Below are 12,865 nucleotides of genomic sequence, written 5' to 3'. Positions count from 1 at the left end.
GTTCCAGCTTTTCTTTTGCCCGTTATAAAATTTCCATTACATTTTAATCAAAAAACTCACGTTCCTCGTATTTTGCCGGAATAATAGAAATCCCTTTTTGCAGCAGTAAATTGTTAGGGAAAATAATTTTTTCGCCTTCTTTGGTTTTTAAGCTTACGTGGAAGGTATTAATATCTTCAATTTCAGCCTCAATAGGAAAATCTTTATCATGTATTTTGATTGTGTCTCCAATTCGAAAAGGAAAAGAGAAAAATAAAACCATTCCTGAAGTGATATTGCTCAAAATAGACCATTGCGCAAACATGGCAACACCAATTACAGTTGCAATAGAAGAAATGGTAATGAAAATATCTTCCGTCTGAACTCCCCAAATTATAATTAAGATCGTCACCACAAGTATATTCATCAAAATATTAATATACTTTATAACGAGATTGGTTCGGTGTTCAAACAATTGGCTTGTAGCCGCAAATCGTCTTATTAGTTTGGCAATTACCATACGAAGCACAATCAAAATTCCAATAAGAATGATTGTGGCTATTATTTCGCGGCTATACTCTTTAAAAGAAAACATAAATAATTTTTTACACTAATGTAGTCAAAAATTCATAAACTTTGGCTGTCGGAAGTCCCATAACGTTGGTATAAGAACCTTCTACTTTTGCAACTGCCATAAAACCAAACCATTCCTGAATTCCATACGCGCCAGCTTTATCATAAGGTTTGTAATTTTCGATATAATACAAAATCGCTTCGTCTGATAGATCGTTGAATGTTACTTTGGTAATATCATGCAATAGAGTAGAGGAGTGGGCAGTTTTAAAACAAACCGAAGTTATTACATCGTGAGTGGCATTGGACATCGATTTGATCATTGCAAATGCTTCTTCGGCATTTTTGGGTTTTCCTAAAGCTTTATTCTGGTGCCAAACAATAGTGTCACTTGTAACCAAAATTTCGTTTTCTTTCAGTTCTCCTTCAAACGCACTAGCTTTCAATTCGGCAAGATAATCGGTAATTTCAGCAGCTTTCAATTCAGGCGGATAAATTTCCTCAATATCTTTTAAGCGAATTTCAAAATCTAAATCTAAATCCTTAAAAAACTGCTGTCTGCGAGGCGATCCCGAAGCTAGAATGATTTTATATTTTTTTAATTTTTCTTTAAGCATTGTATTTGATATTTAAGGCAATAACCAGAATGGATAAAATTCCGAAGAACAGAATGAGTTTTAAGATAGTGCTTAAATGATGAAAATCTTTTTGAGATTTAGCGTCAAATATTTTTACAATAAAATATAATAAAGGGGCCAAAACAGTGATAAAAGCATAAAAAACAGCAAAATATAGCTTATTCTGCATAAAATAGGTATTGCAGTAAAGGCCAGATAGAATAAATGCGATAATGGCAAAACCTAATGCTATTTTTGCCGCTCGTTTTACGCCAATTGCGACAGGCAGCGTGTTCATTCCCATATTATAATCGCCATTTACATCTTCAATGTCTTTTATAATCTCTCGAATAAAATTAATCATAAAAGCAAATAGCGCATAATCGATCAGGATAGAGAAAAGACTTGCCATCTGAGCCTGATTTTCGTTAGTGGTGGCCGGAAAAATATCAAAAACTCCAATAATTAGAACGCTCACAGCCAAAAGCAGCGCTACAACAAAATTGCCTAAAATCATGATTTGTTTTAGTGTCGTTGCATAAAAATATAGGAGCGATGCGATTAGAATAAAAAGTGAAGCAAAAGTTGGCCTCATTATGATGTTTGAAAGAATAAACCCGATTGCAACTCCAGAAATATTCAAACCGATATAAATGTTATAGGCGGCCGTTTCTGTAATTCCTTTTCCGACAACAACATCATTAGGTTTGTTGATGCTATCGGTTCCAACATCATAAATATTATTGATAACGTAACCTGCAGCAGCCAGTAAAACAGTGCTTAAAACGAGCAGTCCGTATTGCCAGTCAGACAGCGCAAGCGGAATTTCCTGCTGTTTTAAAAAGGCATAACGAAAAAGCAGCTGCATAAAAGCAAGCATTAAAAGGTTTTTATAACGAATGAGTTTGAGGAATTTCATTTTTTTGAAGTTACAAAGGTTTTGAGGAACAAAGGTTCAAAGGGGCGACGCTAACTGAAAACTGCGGCTTATTTAATCGTGTTGTCCGTTAAAGTACTCCATCCATTTTCCTTGTACTTTCATTACCTGCTCGATAACGTCTCTTACAGCGCCGCGTCCGCCTTTTACGTGCGAAATGTAACGGCAAATATTTTTAATTTCAGGGCTTGCATCTTGAGGACAGGTTGGAAGCCCAACTAATTTCATGACATGATAATCAGGTATATCATCTCCCATATATAAAACATTTTCAGGTTTAATAGCATGAGTTTCAGTATATGCTGTAAAAGTTTTTACTTTATCTGGAGTTCCTAAATGGATGTCTGTAATGCCCAAATTGCGAAGACGTATGCGTACGCCTTCATTGCTTCCGCCAGAAATAATGCATACATGATATCCGCTTTCAATTGCCGCTTTCATCGCAAAACCATCACGGATATTCATTGTTCTTAACATTTCACCTTCATTGGTTACAAAAACAGAACTGTCTGTAAGTACGCCGTCTACATCAAAAACAAAGGTTGTGATGTCATTCATTAATTCTTTATAACTTTTTGCCATTATGCTGTATAGATTGTGTTAGGATTTTATAGATATTTTTTTTGTTTTCGTCTTGTAAAAAAGCCAAATGCGCATTAATCGTACTTGAATCATGGCGTATGGCTGGCCCTGTTTGGGCGTCAATAGGATTGAGAGTATTTATTTTATCAGCGGTTTCCTGAATTAAAGGCCTTAAAATAGCAAAAGGAACTTGATTCTCTTCACAGATTTCCTGTCCCATTTGGTATAAATGATTCGTAAAATTGCTCACAAAAACCGCGGCTACATGAAGTGCTTTTCGCTGTTCGGAGCTGATTGAATATACCGCAGTAGAAACACTCTTTGCAACGGTTTCTAAAAGTTTAAAATCGGCTGTGTTTTCTGCTTCAAGACAGAAAGGCACTACAGAATAATCTAATTCTTTGCTCTTAGAAAATGTCTGCAGCGGATAAAATACGCCTCGACGATTTTTGGGGTTTAGAAACTCAATTGAAGATGTTCCTGAGGTATGAACCACTAGCTGGTTGTTAAACGGAAGCTGTTCTGAAACTTCTGGAATAGCATTGTCTGAAACTGAAATAATATGTAAATCAGCTGTTTGCAATTGGCTTAAATCGGTTATGATTTTTTCATCATTAATTAAATGCTGAAGGGGTTCTTTCTTTCTCGAAAAAACCTGTTTGATTTCAACAATTTTGCTGGCAGAAAAAGCCTTTATCAAATGCTGCGCAACGTTGCCGGAACCGATTATTGTTATCTGAATCATGAAAGCAAAATTAGTATTATTTTTTTTAATGCAGGGCGGTTTGAATATAGATAATGCTTTTTTGAACTTTTTATTGCCTGCTGTTTTTTACCAGAATTGCAACGCTTTTTTGGCAAAACCAATTAATCAAAAAATGGATATTAATTTTGTAGGTTTAAACTTTCTATATTATCAATTTGTTTGAAAAATAGTTCCTATTTTTGGTTTTTATTAACAAAAGGCAAAGACTGCTAATCAACATTTTTAAGTACTTTTGTCGCACTTTTATACAATGTAATTCCTAAGAAATGGATAAAAAAATATTCTCTTTTTTGTTTTCTACACGATTAATGGCCGTTCTTTTTTTAGCATTTGCAATTGCAATGGGTGTTGGAACTTTTATCGAAAGTAAATACAATACCGATACGGCTAGAATACTAATTTACAATACATGGTGGTTTGAGGCAATTATGGCCATCTTTATGATTAATTTCTTCGGAAATATCAAAAAATACCAACTGCATAAAAAAGAAAAATGGGCAACGCTAATATTACACCTTGCTTTTGTTTTTATCATTTTGGGAGCTTTTATTACGCGTTACATCAGTTATGAAGGAATGATGCCAATTCGCGAAGGCGCGGCAGAAAACCAAATATATTCAGATAAGACTTTTCTAACTATTTTCGCTGATGGCGAATATAAAGGCGAAATGAAGAGAAGAGTTTTCGAAAAAAGCCTTTTACTTTCTCCTGCGACAAACAATGATTTCAGCATTTCAGGAAAATTCGATGAAACTCCTTTTGAAGTTACGTATTCAAACTATATCATGGGAGCCAAAGAAGTGGTTAAGCCAGATCCAAATGGAACTTTATACCTTAAATTGGTTGAAGCCGGAGCTGGCGGACGTGAAGAACATTACCTAAAAGAAGGTGAAGTTCAAAATATCCACAATGTTCTATTTGCTTTAAATAAGCAGACAGATGGAGCAATCAATATTAATACAACTGGAAAAGAATACACGATTCAAACTCCTTTTGAGGGTGAGTTTATGCGAATGGCAGATCAGTTTAAAGGAAAAGTTACAAAAGATAATGTACAGCCTTTAATGATGCGCTCTTTATACAGCATTGGAGATATTAGAATTGTATTTCCAGAACCTCCATTGAAAGGTAAAGTGGATTACGAATCCAATAATGACTTTAAAGCAAAATCTCATACTGATGCTTTGGTTGTAAAAGTAAAAGCAGAAGGACAAGAAAAAGAAGTAATGCTTTTTGGTTCTAAAGGACAAATTGGAGAACCAAAAACAGTGAAAATAGGTAAGGTTGAGTATTCTTTATTCTACGGAAGTAAAGCTTATGTTTTACCATTTAAAATTCGTTTAAACGATTTTATTGCAGATAAATATCCAGGAACAGAAAAGAGTTATTCTGCTTTTAAAAGTAAAGTAACCGTTCAAGATTCTACAGAAACTTTTGATGCAGACATTTTTATGAACCATGTTTTGGATCATAAAGGCTACCGTTTCTTTCAATCTTCATTTGATCCAGACGAAAAAGGAACAGTTTTATCTGTAAACCATGATTTTTGGGGAACTAATATTACGTATTTAGGTTATTTTCTTTTATACATCGGTTTAATGGCTATTATGTTTACAAAACATTCTCGTTTCGGAGATTTGAAACGCAAACTTGATGCGATTCAGAAGAAAAAGGAAAAATTAATCACCATTTTAATTTTATTGATTGGTTTAAACGGTTTTGCACAGCAAACGCCTCATGTTCATTCACACGATCACACTCATGATCACGCGCATTCTGCAGATCCAAATGACCATGCAAATCATGTTACGGCTCCGCCTAGTCAGAAACAGTTAGATTCTTTATTGACTATTTATAAAGCGCCAGAGTCTCACGCGGCAAAATTTGGACGTTTGATTATTCAGGATGCTGGAGGTAGAATGAAGCCAATTAACACGTTTTCATCTGAGTTGCTTCGTAAAGTAAGCCATAAAGACACGTACAACGGAATGAATTCAGATCAAGTGTTTTTATCTATGACACAGTATGCTCAGGTTTGGATTCAGATACCATTAATTTATATTAAATCTGGAAACGATAGTATTCGTAAAATCATCGGAATTGATTCAAAAGATCAGTACGCTCCATTTGTAAAATTCTTTGATGAGCAAGGAAATTATAAATTATCTCCTTATTTAGATGCGGCATATAAAGCGGCAAATCCAAATAATTTTGAGAAAGATTTTGTCGAAACAGACAAGAAAGTAAACTTAATGGAATCTGCTTTAAGTGGCCGTATTTTAAAAATATTTCCTGTTCCAAATGATCCTGGAAACAAATGGGTTTCTTACTTAGAACGTGATAATGCAGGTTTTAAAGGAATGGATTCTACTTATGTTCAACAAATCCTTCCATTATATTTTAGTGCTTTAAACAATGGTTCAATTCAGAAAAACTTTGATACAGCTGATAATTTGGTAGAAAGCATTAATGGTTTCCAAAAGAAATTTGGAGCTAAAGTAAGGCCAAGCGAAGATAAAATTGATGCTGAGATCGCTTATAATAAGTATGATGTTTTCAAAGTATTGCCTTATTGGTACATTACAGCATCTATTCTTATGCTGATGTTTACTATTCTTAATATTTTCTTTGAGAAAAAGTGGCTTAGAATTACTATAAACGGTTTCCATATTATCATCGGATTGTTATTTGGGCTTCATACCTTAGGCTTAATTGCACGCTGGTATATTTCGGGTCACGCACCTTGGAGTAATGCTTACGAATCTATTGTATATGTGGCTTGGTCAACCATGTTCTTCGGATTGGCTTTTGATAGAAAATCGAAACTTACAGTGGCTTCATCAGCGTTTGTTACCGCAATGATTTTAATGGCGGCATACATGAACTGGATCGATCCAGAAATTGCAAACTTGCAGCCAGTTCTTAATTCTTATTGGCTAATGATTCACGTTGCAGTAATTGTAGCAAGTTATGGTCCGACTGCTTTAGGAATGATTTTAGGATTTGTGGCTCTTTTATTGATTTTCTTTACGAATGATAAAAACAAAGCCAAAATGGATCTGCATATCAAAGAAGTAAGTTACATCAACGAAATGGCTCTTACAATTGGTCTTATCATGCTTACAATTGGAAACTTCTTAGGAGGACAATGGGCAAACGAAAGCTGGGGACGTTACTGGGGTTGGGATCCAAAAGAAACTTGGGCTTTAATCTCAATTATGGTTTATGCCTTTGTAATTCACGCGCGTTTTGTTCCAGCATTAAGAGGAAAATGGTTCTTTAACTTAATGAGTATGTATGCTTTTGTATCAATCTTGTTTACTTATTACGGAGTAAACTTCCACTTAGTGGGGCTACACTCTTATGCAAGCGGTGAAGCACATTCGTTAAACTGGATTTATTATTGTTTGATAACAATTTCTATAATTGGAGCAGTTACTTATCCAAAATATAGAAAATACTATAAAACTAAAAAAGTAAAAAAATAATCATTCGTATTTCATAGAAAAAGGGTTCAAATTTTGAACCCTTTTTTATTGCTTAAAATTTGATTTCTTAAGAAAACTTTCCGCTCAATAAAAACACAATCGTTAAGAAAGCAAAAAACGAAATGAAAAATATGATATGGCTTAAAATAGACAGTAAAAAAGCCTTTGTTTTTGATAGTTTGTTGAAAAACTGAATATTAGTCCAGAATATTAAAATCAAACCTATAGCATAAGTTATATTTGAGAATTGCTGTATATGATTTGTTTTGTTTAGATATAGCAAAACAGGAAACATTAAAATCTGAACAAAAAGCCTCTGAGAAGCCTTAAATGTATTAAGCACAAAAAACTCTACAAAATTGTATCCTTGATTTCTAAAAACTGCGTACGTTCCTATGGTGTAAAACGGAATTGTCGCAATTGTAACCCAAGAAAAATGAGTTGCAAACCATTCATTCAAATGATCATAATCTAGATACTCGCTTGATGAATTTTTGAAAAAATTAATTTCAAAATAGTGGCACATAAAGCCGTAAAGCGTTGCCAAAACTACAACAAGAGATAAAGGTTTAAAGTGACGAACTCTTTTGCCTTCAATAAATTCACGGATAGAATGGCCAGGTCTGGTAAACAATTGTTTTAAAGAGTACAGAATTCCTTTGTCAAAATGCAATAAACCGTGCTGAATATCGTGCCATAAAAAATGAGCGTTTATCTTGTGTGTTTCTGCGGGCTGTCCGCAATTGCTGCAATAATGACCTTTAAAAATCTGATGGCAGTTTTTGCACGTTATCTCCATTTTAACTCTAAATTTTATTAATGTTTATGAATTGCTTTGTTTTCTTGAGATGCCATCAGGGAACATAATTGCTAATAAAACAATTATCAGGAGAAAATTATATTCGACACCGTTTCTTCCGCCGCCTACAACAAACCAGCCTTCTTTGAAATGTACTAGAATAATGCCCATCATAAGAACAAAAATGGTAACAAAACCAGCAAGTTTAACGTATCTATTGGCAAGCAGAAGTATTGCTGCTGCAACATGAGACAATTTGATGCTCCAGGCAAGAAACACGCCATAAGGAGCAAAACCGATCTGATTTAGAAAAAGATTTCCAAAATCGTTTATGCCATTATTAAACATTCCAAAAACGGAATGGGTAAGAAGAATAATAGCCATAGCAATTCTTAAAAGTAAGGTTCCTGTCATAAAGTGGTTTTGGTCAAATAAAAATAATAAAAAAACGCATATTACAGTAAATATGCGTTTTTAGCTTTTTATGAAAGATTAAAATTAAACTTTTCCTAAAGTATAAAGCTGTTCCATTGTCGGAGTTGGGCTTCCGCCAGCTGGCTCTAAAGTGATTCCAAAAGCTTCTGCTGAATCGGTTTGATTTACAGCAAATATTTTCTGCTTGTTTCCTTCAAAATTATCCAGTAGGCCAATGCTTGTTGGAGTAAGAACAGGACTTAATTTTAAAGACCATACCTGATAGACCATTCCTTTTGGAGGAGCTGGCAAACCGGCAGCATCAATATAAGTTGTTTTAGTCTGCTTATTCCAGTATACTTTTGCAAAAGATGTTGGCGATACAGCCTGTCCGCCTAGGGTTACTCCAGTATTTTTAATATCTCTTACAATAGTCAGGTTTTTCTCAGTTTCTTTATTCTGCTGATCTAAAAAGGCATATTCTCTTTGAATTTTATTCTTTTCATTCCCAACAGTAGAAATTGCTTCTTTGGTTTTTGTTAATTCTAAAGTTTGGTATCCTAAACCTAACAGTAAAAGTACAGCTGCAGCCCAGCCCACATATTGCGCCCAATTTGAAGCAGGCTTCATTTCGACTACTTTTCCGTGTTTCAGTTCAAGGCGAGCTTTAATCTTCTCAAAATTCTCTACAGAATGGAAAGGAGAGAAGCTTGAAGAAAGAGCAATCACAGCTTTTTCTATCGAAATAATTTCCTGATCCATTTCTGGATTCTTTTTGGCCATTTCGGCTATTTCAAGATTTTCTTTTTCACTTAGCAAGCCATAAACGTACAGCTCTAAGATTCCTGATTCTATATATTCTTGTGCTTCCATTATATCTTCAAATAATTACGTAAATCGTTAATACAGTTTCTGTTTTGCGTTTTGATAGTTCCCAGTGGCAGTGCCAATTCTTCTGAAGCTTCTTGCTGGGTATATCCTTTAAAGAATAATAAATTGATTATTTCAATACATTTTGGTTTCAGTTTTTTTACAAATTCCTGAATTCCGATTGCATCAAGTTTATGGCTCAATTTGTTGCTCTCATCTAAGAGATTTACGAAATTATCTGATGAAAGGTTTTTTTGGCTGTTATTGAAGTCTTTAGAACGAAGTTTATCGATCGACGTGTTTCGGGCGATATTGAGAATCCAAGTATAAAATCGGCCTTTGCTCTCGTTGTAGGAATCTATGTTTTTCCAGATTTTAACAAAAACATCCTGAAGCACATCTTCTGCCTCTTCGCGATTCTTGATTAGGACATGAATGACAGAAAACAAACTTTTTGAGTACATATCGTACAAATGCGTAAAAGCTTTTTCGTCCTTTTTGTAAATTAAAACTAACAGTTCTTCTTGACTCATAGATTTGGATTTTTAAGTTTAAACATTAAATGTTAAGCTATTAGGCGTTAACCCGTTTATAAAGTTAATTTATTTTTTTCTGATTTTTTTATTTTTTTTTAATAGTCCAAAACCTAAGAAAATAAAGGGGTCAGAAAAATAATGCACTTTTTTTTACTTTTTTTAAAACCAAAAACAATCCAATTACGTAAATGAATTTAAATGCGATAAGAAAAATCTTAGATGTGTTATACAGAGTCAAAAAAAGCTGTTGTTAAAATATTATTAAGAGGCATATGGATAGCAAAATAATAGTCAAAATATTAATAGTTGGATTAACAACAGTTTTGTCATTAGCTCTTTTTACTGATAAAGATTTTTTAAAAGATGTTTTGTCAGAACGGACAATTACGAATTCTGGCAATTAAAGAAAAAAACATTTAATAGTTGATGTGCTCGGACTTCCAGACTGACGATTTTTTTAATATGTCTCGGATATTTTAGGATTTAATTTTACATCAATACAAGCCATTTTAAAGATTTTTGAAAGACGTTTGACATATGGGGGTTAAACAAATTTTCAGTAAAACCGAGACATCAACTATAACTTATAAAAGATTGCATAATAATTAATTCATGGTTTGATTTGTTTGTATGGGGGGAAGCCTAACGTCTGATTAACGTTAGGCTTCATTTATATATTTAACTTTTGATTGGCAAAAATTAAAGACCCAAAATCATTCTTGTGAAATGGATTTTAGCTAATTTTATAAAAAATTAAAAGATGAAAAAAATACTTTTTATGCTATTTGGAGCATTAACATTGTCTGCGACGGGGTTAAATGCTCAAACCAGTACAAACAAATTATCTAAAAAAGATAAAGCCATGGCAAAAGAAACAATTTATCAATTTAAAGTAGAAGATCTATCGGGAGACACTTTTGATTTTGCATCTTTGAAAGGCAAAAAAATTATGATTGTCAATACTGCTTCAAAATGTGGTTTAACTCCGCAGTATAAAGATTTAGAAGCGATTTACAAAGAGTATAAAGATAAAGGCTTTGTAATTGTTGGTTTCCCTGCAAATAATTTTGCCTCTCAAGAACCGGGAACAAATAAAGAGATCGAAACATTCTGCCAGCAAAACTATGGAGTTTCTTTTCCTATGATGAGTAAAGTTTCTGTAAAAGGAAGCGATATGTGCGAGGTCTATAAATTCTTAACCGAAAAATCAAGAAACGGCTTGCAAGATTCTGAAGTAGAGTGGAATTTTCAAAAATATCTAATCAATGAAAAAGGTGAATTGGTTAAAGTAATCAAGCCAAAAACGTTACCTACAGATCCAGAAGTAATCAATTGGATTAAAAGTTAATACTTTTAAAAAAAAACTCAAATTTGAATATTCAAATTTGAGTTTTTTTTTGAGTTTCAAAGTTGCAAAGAAGCAAAGGAACAGAGTTTTTTAAATACTTTGCGTCACTTCCGTAATGTTTAGTGTGCTTTGCGGTTAAACCAGAATCAGCTGCATAAAAACCAGATCTAACCAATGGTCAAATTTATAGCCTACTTCTCGGATAGTTCCCGTAGCCACAAATCCGAATTTTTCATGAAAAGCAATACTTCCTGCATTATCAGCATCAATGGCGCCAATCATAACGTGATATCCTTGTTCTTTAGCCAAACGAATTAACTCTGTTAAAAGCTTAGACCCAATTCCTTTCCCAATGATGTTATCCATCACATAAACAGAATGTTCTACGGTATATTGATAGCCTATCTTTTCTCTAAACTGCCCATAACTTCCAAAACCAACCACTTCGCCATCTAAATCGGCCACAATTACAGGAAGGTTTTTAGCCATTTTATCTTCAAACCATTTAGTCTGAACTTCCAAAGTCTGGATTTCGTAACTGTAATTGGCCGTAGTATGTAAAATAGAATGATTTACAATTTCTAGAATTTTTTGCAAATCGCTTGCCGCTGCAGGTCTTAAAATAACGCTCATTGATAATTATACAGATTATTTAGTATTCAGTTCAGCTAATAAAGTATCCACTTCCTTAGAATTCCAATCCATTTCCTTTGCTATGGCTTTGGCATTTTTAGCATATTCTAAAGCTTTCTTTTTATCCTTTATTTTATTGTAGAGTTTGGCTTCAAGCAAATTGCCATCATACGAATCATTTAATTCTAAAGAACGGTTTACCCAGAAAATAGCTTTCTTCAAACTTTCAACATCTTTAATATGTTTGAAATACGTATTTCCGATATCTTTTAAAAAACTGGCATCATTCCAAACCAATTTCTGCGTATCCTCTAGTGTAACTTTTTTATAGAAGTTCCATTTTTCAGTTCTTTCAGCCAATGTCAAATCGTACTTGAAAACCAAAGAATCGGTCTTTTGCAATCGGATAGATTTGGCCACTTCTCTCTGTTTGTAATAATTTACAGTATCTAAATTGTCAACCAAAGGACGTAGCAGCTCGTTTACGATGCTTTCAATTTTACGGTCAATTCTATTTTGAGAAGCAACAGCGGCAAACTCTTTCTGGTGATTCAAAACATATTGAAACTCCCTAGACTTAATATCGGTGACTCCGTTTGCAATAACGCGCCAGTTCAATTCACTGACCAATTGCTTATCAGATTGAGTGTTTAGATAAGTATGCGTTGGTACAGACAATTCTGTTCTGTCTTTTCCTTTTTTTAATGTATTTAAATAGCTAAAAAACTTGTCTGAATTGCTCGGATCATCAAGAAACTGTTTTTCTAGATAAGGCAATTGCAATTTAGGATTCAACGAATTATTAAGCTCGTTTAAGAATTCAGGCTTTTTCATTTCACCTTTCAATGCATAAACCAAAGTTTCATTATTGTCCAAAAATAAAAAAGTAGGAAGCGATTTGGTGTTGAATTTGTTTTTTAAAGCAATTCCTTCTTCTTTTTCGATATTTTTATAAGTGCAGACAAAATTTTTGTTCAAAAAGTCCATAACAGCAGAATCACTCAAAACTTCTGTTTTCATTAAATGGCAATGCGGACACCAATCTGCATAAAGCATAATAAAAAGCGGTTTTCCTTCTTTTTTTGCATTTTCTAAAGCTGTTTTGTACGGAATATCAACAGGAACAAATTGATTCTGAGAAGTTACGGTTTGGAAAGCAACAGATAAAAAAAGTATAAATAGGAAACGCATATCAGGTCAGGCTTTTATTAATTATTCGATTTTACAAATATATTCCCTTTTTCGAGAAAGAGCCTTAATATATTCCTAATTATAATATAAATCAAGTGTGAACTTTGTAACTTTGTAAGCAAGATGAAGAAA

Annotated in this window: 13 protein-coding genes; 2 read left to right on the top strand and 11 right to left on the bottom strand. The window is 33.5% G+C overall.

Features of this window, described 5'->3' with window-relative positions; translation table 11 throughout:
• Nucleotides 1-43: 43 nt before the first annotated feature.
• The 5 genes from N4T20_RS16105 to N4T20_RS16085 form a co-directional block, all read right to left on the bottom strand.
• Nucleotides 44-574: a mechanosensitive ion channel family protein gene (locus N4T20_RS16105; RefSeq protein ID WP_260670147.1), complete on the bottom strand. Its 531-nt coding sequence runs from the start codon at nt 572-574 to the stop codon at nt 44-46.
• A 10-nt stretch (nt 575-584) separates the two neighbouring features.
• A complete protein-coding gene (locus N4T20_RS16100; RefSeq protein WP_260670146.1) occupies nt 585-1,169 on the bottom strand; it encodes a Maf-like protein in 585 nt (194 codons plus the stop codon).
• Entirely contained in the window at nt 1,162-2,088 is a 927-nt protein-coding gene (locus N4T20_RS16095; RefSeq protein WP_260670145.1) for a geranylgeranylglycerol-phosphate geranylgeranyltransferase, read from the bottom strand. Before N4T20_RS16095 ends, N4T20_RS16100 begins: the two co-directional genes overlap by 8 nt.
• A 72-nt stretch (nt 2,089-2,160) precedes the next feature.
• The gene (locus N4T20_RS16090; protein WP_260670144.1) at nt 2,161-2,688 is read right to left on the bottom strand and encodes an HAD family hydrolase; all 528 of its coding nucleotides are present in this window, start codon (nt 2,686-2,688) and stop codon (nt 2,161-2,163) included.
• A complete protein-coding gene (locus tag N4T20_RS16085; protein WP_260670143.1) occupies nt 2,672-3,433 on the bottom strand; it encodes a Rossmann-like and DUF2520 domain-containing protein in 762 nt (253 codons plus the stop codon). The genes N4T20_RS16090 and N4T20_RS16085 overlap by 17 nt, the downstream gene beginning before the upstream one ends.
• A gap of 287 nt (nt 3,434-3,720) precedes the next feature.
• On the opposite strand from N4T20_RS16085, the gene ccsA reads away from it, so the two are divergent.
• Nucleotides 3,721-6,942: a cytochrome c biogenesis protein CcsA gene (gene ccsA / locus N4T20_RS16080; RefSeq protein WP_260670142.1), complete on the top strand. Its 3,222-nt coding sequence runs from the start codon at nt 3,721-3,723 to the stop codon at nt 6,940-6,942.
• A 67-nt stretch (nt 6,943-7,009) separates the two neighbouring features.
• Here the strand turns inward: ccsA and N4T20_RS16075 are convergent, their stop codons facing one another.
• From N4T20_RS16075 to N4T20_RS16060, 4 genes are all read right to left on the bottom strand, one after another.
• Complete coding sequence (locus N4T20_RS16075) at nt 7,010-7,741, bottom strand: DUF3667 domain-containing protein (RefSeq protein WP_260670141.1); 732 nt, start codon at nt 7,739-7,741, stop codon at nt 7,010-7,012.
• 24 nt (nt 7,742-7,765) lie between these two features.
• Nucleotides 7,766-8,155 carry a DoxX family protein gene (locus N4T20_RS16070; RefSeq protein ID WP_260670140.1) on the bottom strand — a complete coding sequence of 130 codons (390 nt, stop codon included), beginning with the start codon at nt 8,153-8,155 and terminating at the stop codon, nt 7,766-7,768.
• An 84-nt stretch (nt 8,156-8,239) separates the two neighbouring features.
• The gene (locus N4T20_RS16065; protein ID WP_260670139.1) at nt 8,240-9,028 is read right to left on the bottom strand and encodes an anti-sigma factor; all 789 of its coding nucleotides are present in this window, start codon (nt 9,026-9,028) and stop codon (nt 8,240-8,242) included.
• The gene (locus N4T20_RS16060; RefSeq protein WP_260670138.1) at nt 9,028-9,558 is read right to left on the bottom strand and encodes an RNA polymerase sigma factor; all 531 of its coding nucleotides are present in this window, start codon (nt 9,556-9,558) and stop codon (nt 9,028-9,030) included. The genes N4T20_RS16065 and N4T20_RS16060 overlap by 1 nt, the downstream gene beginning before the upstream one ends.
• A 763-nt stretch (nt 9,559-10,321) precedes the next feature.
• On the opposite strand from N4T20_RS16060, the gene N4T20_RS16055 reads away from it, so the two are divergent.
• Entirely contained in the window at nt 10,322-10,909 is a 588-nt protein-coding gene (locus N4T20_RS16055) for a glutathione peroxidase (RefSeq protein WP_260670137.1), read from the top strand.
• 135 nt (nt 10,910-11,044) lie between these two features.
• On the opposite strand, the gene N4T20_RS16050 is transcribed toward N4T20_RS16055, so the two are convergent.
• Nucleotides 11,045-11,542, bottom strand: coding sequence for a GNAT family N-acetyltransferase (locus N4T20_RS16050; RefSeq protein ID WP_260670136.1), 498 nt, complete (start codon nt 11,540-11,542; stop codon nt 11,045-11,047).
• Between the two features lie 15 nt (nt 11,543-11,557).
• Nucleotides 11,558-12,733, bottom strand: coding sequence for a thioredoxin fold domain-containing protein (locus tag N4T20_RS16045; protein ID WP_260670135.1), 1,176 nt, complete (start codon nt 12,731-12,733; stop codon nt 11,558-11,560).
• Nucleotides 12,734-12,865: the final 132 nt, after the last annotated feature.

It is taken from the genome of Flavobacterium sp. TR2 (assembly GCF_025252405.1).
Classification (GTDB): domain Bacteria; phylum Bacteroidota; class Bacteroidia; order Flavobacteriales; family Flavobacteriaceae; genus Flavobacterium.
The sequence above is the reverse complement of the archived record's forward strand: the minus strand, read 5'-3'. Positions and strand labels throughout refer to the sequence as shown.

Excerpts from the sequence above, each read along its gene's own strand:
- N4T20_RS16105 (WP_260670147.1), bottom strand. The coding sequence starts at position 574 with ATGTTTTCTTTTAAAGAGTATAGCCGCGAAATAATAGCCACAATCATT.
- N4T20_RS16100 (WP_260670146.1), bottom strand. The coding sequence starts at position 1,169 with ATGCTTAAAGAAAAATTAAAAAAATATAAAATCATTCTAGCTTCGGGA.
- N4T20_RS16095 (WP_260670145.1), bottom strand. The coding sequence starts at position 2,088 with ATGAAATTCCTCAAACTCATTCGTTATAAAAACCTTTTAATGCTTGCT.
- N4T20_RS16090 (WP_260670144.1), bottom strand. The coding sequence starts at position 2,688 with ATGGCAAAAAGTTATAAAGAATTAATGAATGACATCACAACCTTTGTT.
- N4T20_RS16085 (WP_260670143.1), bottom strand. The coding sequence starts at position 3,433 with ATGATTCAGATAACAATAATCGGTTCCGGCAACGTTGCGCAGCATTTG.
- ccsA (WP_260670142.1), top strand. The coding sequence starts at position 3,721 with ATGGATAAAAAAATATTCTCTTTTTTGTTTTCTACACGATTAATGGCC.
- N4T20_RS16075 (WP_260670141.1), bottom strand. The coding sequence starts at position 7,741 with ATGGAGATAACGTGCAAAAACTGCCATCAGATTTTTAAAGGTCATTAT.
- N4T20_RS16070 (WP_260670140.1), bottom strand. The coding sequence starts at position 8,155 with ATGACAGGAACCTTACTTTTAAGAATTGCTATGGCTATTATTCTTCTT.
- N4T20_RS16065 (WP_260670139.1), bottom strand. The coding sequence starts at position 9,028 with ATGGAAGCACAAGAATATATAGAATCAGGAATCTTAGAGCTGTACGTT.
- N4T20_RS16060 (WP_260670138.1), bottom strand. The coding sequence starts at position 9,558 with ATGAGTCAAGAAGAACTGTTAGTTTTAATTTACAAAAAGGACGAAAAA.
- N4T20_RS16055 (WP_260670137.1), top strand. The coding sequence starts at position 10,322 with ATGAAAAAAATACTTTTTATGCTATTTGGAGCATTAACATTGTCTGCG.
- N4T20_RS16050 (WP_260670136.1), bottom strand. The coding sequence starts at position 11,542 with ATGAGCGTTATTTTAAGACCTGCAGCGGCAAGCGATTTGCAAAAAATT.
- N4T20_RS16045 (WP_260670135.1), bottom strand. The coding sequence starts at position 12,733 with ATGCGTTTCCTATTTATACTTTTTTTATCTGTTGCTTTCCAAACCGTA.